Genomic DNA, 4,063 nt, shown 5'->3' on the forward strand with positions numbered 1-4,063 from the left:
CGTTGCGCGGGTACACATACGGCAGCGCGTTGCGGGGGTGGAGGAGTTTGTAGCGACTGCCCTAGCGCTATCTGCACCTGCCGTCATTGGGCATAGGGCAATGGGCAATTTTGTTGAGGGGGAAAGGGTAAAGGGAAAAGGGGAGGCAGTGCGTTGCGGGGGTGGAGGAGTTTGTAGCACCTGCCGTGAAAGGTGTAGAAAATAAAGAGTGATTCAAAATAATTCGCGCATTTTATTTCTTACCATGCGCCCCTTTTTTCCTTTCCCCTTTTCCCCTCTTATCCCCGACCCATTCCCCATTCCCCATTACCCATTCCCCATTACCCATTCCCCATTACCACCGAAAAAGAGAAAGTGCTTTTAGTAGGAAGGGCTTTTAACGATCGCTTTTAAACCACTCGACAATACCTTGAGCGATCGCGCTCGCTTCCTTCTTTTGTTCTTCCGGATTCGTCACCAATTCAAATTCATCCGGATTACTCATAAAACCCAATTCCAACAACACCGACGGCGTACTTGCTGGACGTGTCAACGCCAAGTTATCCCAAAATACACCATAAGCAGGACGCTTTAACTTCTTAACTACATAATTATGCAAAAATAGAGCTAAACTGTGAGCTTGGGGATGATACCAAAAAGCAGCAAAACCCTTGATTTTCTCCGCATCACCATCATCAGGTAAAGAATTGTGATGAATGGAAATAGAAATTGCTGGTTCTTCTTTATCAATGATTGCTTGGCGATCGCCTAAAGAAACTTCCTTATCATCTTCCCGCGTCATCACCACCGTTGCCCCTCGTTTTACCAACTCATCCCGCAGCAACTTCGACACAACCAAATTTAAGTCTTTTTCTAAATACCCAGTCGGACCGCTTGCCCCAGATTCTTTACCGCCGTGTCCCGGATCGAGTAAAATCTTGATGCCAGATAGCGGCTTGTCATTTTTGCGGATTTCTGGGGGTTGACGCAAAGACAAAACTAAACTTGTTCCGTCGTATCTCAGCTTATATCCCCACTGTTGGTTTCTTTTGAGGTTAAAAGTATATTGCACGCCGGATTGAGGCAACTGCTGCCAATCTAGGCGAGAAATTAAGGCATTATCAACGCTCCTGATAATGTCTGTTTGCGCCGTAGTATTGTGAAGCGTCAGGGTGAGAAAGCGATCGCCTTGCTGTACGCTAACCGGCACAGGAACTTGCAACGGAAAAACTATTTCCGTCGCATTCGCAAGTTGACGATATCCCACACTGCGAATAATTGTCCGGGGTGGAACTGCACCTGATAAAATGCGAGTTTCCTTACTATTAATCCAAGCACCATAATCCAAGCGCAACCATTCACCCTCTTTACCCGTGACTGTGGCGCGTGTTTGTTTGGGTAACGGTGTTAATCTAGAATAATCTGTAGAAGGACCAGTACGAGCAACTCCAGCATCTACCGTCACCTCAGCAACTTGTAATTGCGCGGGTGAGAGAATTTGAATTTTTCCAGCACCGAGCTGAGTTATGGTTTTACCATTCAGCGTTAGTTGAAATTGAGGTTGTCCCAAATCGGCAGCAGCATCTATTGTAGTGCAAGCCTCGTACTTCCCAACGTTAGATTGGGTGTTTGGCTGATTATTTCCGGTTAGCGCGGCTAAATTGCTTGGCAGTTGCGCTTGAGTTGGTTGAGGTAAAAGGGGAATATTTTGATTTGCCACTTTGACAGATACTGTGGCATCTTTGGGTGCGATCGCGCTAAAACAAATGAGTTCCCCCGCTAGTTTAGCAATATCTGCCGCTGGAGTCAGAGAATCTTTGGCAAAAGCTAACCCTTTTGGTATCTCAGGTAGAGAAGATATTCTTGTAACCTTAATTTGACGCTCTTGATTTTGATAGCGCACAGTAAAGAGATTTTCTCCTAACTGTAAAGGCAAACTTGGGGCAAAATGTCCTGCTTTGCTGCGAGTTATCGGTTTACCATTGATGAGAACTTCTCCATTTGCAGGTGCTGTACCCAGAAAGAAAATTTTTTCTGCACTGGTTTGGTAGTCTGCTCTTGGAAAAACTATATTGAGAGATTGCTCTTGAGCCAAAGTTGGGGAGGATATGACTATAGAGCTTAATAATACCAAGCCGAAAACACTTTTCACAGCCAAATTGAAGAAAATTGAATAACACAATTACTGTGGCACAATGACGGCATGTATTTTTAGAAGTTGCTAGAAAATGTAAATACTATGACTAAGTTTGTCTTTGTTACTGGGGGCGTAGTTTCCAGTATTGGTAAGGGAATTGTCGCAGCTAGTCTGGGACGATTGCTCAAATCGCGCAATTATTCGGTGTCAATTCTCAAACTAGATCCTTATATTAACGTCGATCCGGGGACAATGAGTCCTTTTCAGCATGGGGAGGTGTTTGTTACCCAAGATGGTGCTGAGACGGATTTAGATTTAGGACATTACGAACGCTTTACTGATACATCAATGTCGCGTCTTAACAGTGTTACCACTGGTTCGATTTACCAAGCCGTAATTAACAAAGAGCGGCGCGGAGATTATAATGGCGGCACGGTGCAGGTAATTCCTCATATTACCAACGAAATTAAAGAGCGGATTATGAGGGTTGCTCGTGATACTACTCCTGATGTGGTAATTACGGAAATAGGCGGAACGGTGGGGGATATTGAATCATTGCCGTTTTTAGAAGCAATTCGCCAGTTTCGCAAAGAAGTAGGGCGGCAAAATGTATTGTACATGCACGTTACCTTGATACCGTGGATTGCTTCAGCGGGTGAGATGAAAACGAAGCCAACACAGCATTCTGTGAAAGAATTGCGTTCTATTGGCATTCAACCGGATATTTTAGTATGTCGGTGCGATCGCCCTTTACCAAACGGCTTAAAACAGAAGTTGTCAGAATTCTGTGATGTACCTGCCGAATGCGTCATCACGGCTCAAGATGCCAAGAGTATTTATGAAGTACCGCTCATTGTAGAACAAGAAGGGCTGGCAGAGCAAGTACTTGATTTGCTGCAAATGGAACAACGCATTCCCGACTTAGTGGAGTGGCAAACTATGGTTGAAAGGTTGTACAGTCCTAAATATCAAGTTGAAATTGCGATTGTCGGGAAGTATGTCAGGTTAAGTGACGCTTATTTGTCGGTTGTCGAAGCATTGAGACATGGAGCGATCGCCACTAATGGAGAATTAGTTTTACGCTGGGTAAATTCCGAGACGCTAGAAGTTGAAGATGTCGAAAAGCATCTTGAAGGTGTCGATGGAATAATTGTACCCGGAGGTTTCGGTACTAGAGGCGTAGATGGTAAGATTGCCGCGATTAATTATGCACGCGAAAGGCACATTCCCTTCTTAGGTTTGTGTCTAGGAATGCAATGTTCTGTAATTGAATGGGCAAGGAACGTTGCGGGATTTACAGATGCTAATAGTGCCGAATTTAACCCTATTACTACAAATCCTGTAATTAACCTTTTGCCAGAACAGCAGGATGTAGTTGATTTAGGCGGTACAATGCGTTTAGGTTTGTATACTTGCCGAGTTCTACCGAATACAATGGCTTTTCACCTATATCAACAAGATGTAGTTTACGAACGTCATCGCCATCGCTACGAATTTAACAACGCTTATCGCCAGCTATTTTTAGAATCTGGGTATGTGATAAGCGGCACATCTCTTGATGGACGCTTAGTAGAAATGATTGAATTACCGCATCATCCGTTCTTTATAGCTTGCCAATTTCATCCAGAATTTCTTTCGCGTCCTTCGGCACCTCATCCATTATTTGCAGGATTTATGGAAGCAGCGATCGCTCGTTCTCATCCTACCTCGAATTTTGCAGCACCATTAGAAGTATTTTAAGTAATTAATCATTAGTCATTAACGCTTCTTAAGCCCCCTTATTAAGGGGGTTGGGGGATCTAAAATTTGAGTTACATTACGCGAAGATCCCCCCTAACCCCCCTTCTCAAGGGGGCGAGGTCTTCCCTAGACAAATGTGGACAGGCTTCTCGATTCGGGGAGACGCGAAGCGCGAACATAAAAAATACTCGTGGGTGGTTGCGGATC

At 44.4% G+C, this 4,063-nt stretch carries 3 protein-coding genes; 2 read left to right on the forward strand and 1 reads right to left on the reverse strand.

Annotation, left to right across the window (positions count from 1 at the left end; genetic code table 11):
• Window positions 1-205 (forward strand): hypothetical protein (locus tag PI95_RS36555; protein ID WP_236117339.1); only part of this gene is annotated, 205 nt, incomplete at its 5' end.
• Window positions 206-376: 171 nt separating this feature from the next.
• Here the strand turns inward: PI95_RS36555 and PI95_RS34785 are convergent.
• Window positions 377-2,131: an N-acetylmuramoyl-L-alanine amidase gene (locus PI95_RS34785; RefSeq protein WP_039740483.1), complete on the reverse strand. Its 1,755-nt coding sequence runs from the start codon at window positions 2,129-2,131 to the stop codon at window positions 377-379.
• Window positions 2,132-2,218: 87 nt separating this feature from the next.
• On the opposite strand from PI95_RS34785, the gene pyrG reads away from it, so the two are divergent.
• Window positions 2,219-3,856: a CTP synthase gene (pyrG, locus tag PI95_RS34790; protein ID WP_039739102.1), complete on the forward strand. Its 1,638-nt coding sequence runs from the start codon at window positions 2,219-2,221 to the stop codon at window positions 3,854-3,856.
• The last annotated feature ends 207 nt before the right edge of the window (window positions 3,857-4,063 follow it).

It is taken from the genome of Hassallia byssoidea VB512170 (assembly GCF_000817785.2).
In the GTDB taxonomy this organism is placed as follows: domain Bacteria; phylum Cyanobacteriota; class Cyanobacteriia; order Cyanobacteriales; family Nostocaceae; genus Hassallia; species Hassallia carrinoi.

Coding starts and splice junctions, on each gene's coding strand:
- pyrG (WP_039739102.1), top strand. CDS start 2,219: ATGACTAAGTTTGTCTTTGTTACTGGGGGCGTAGTTTCCAGTATTGGT.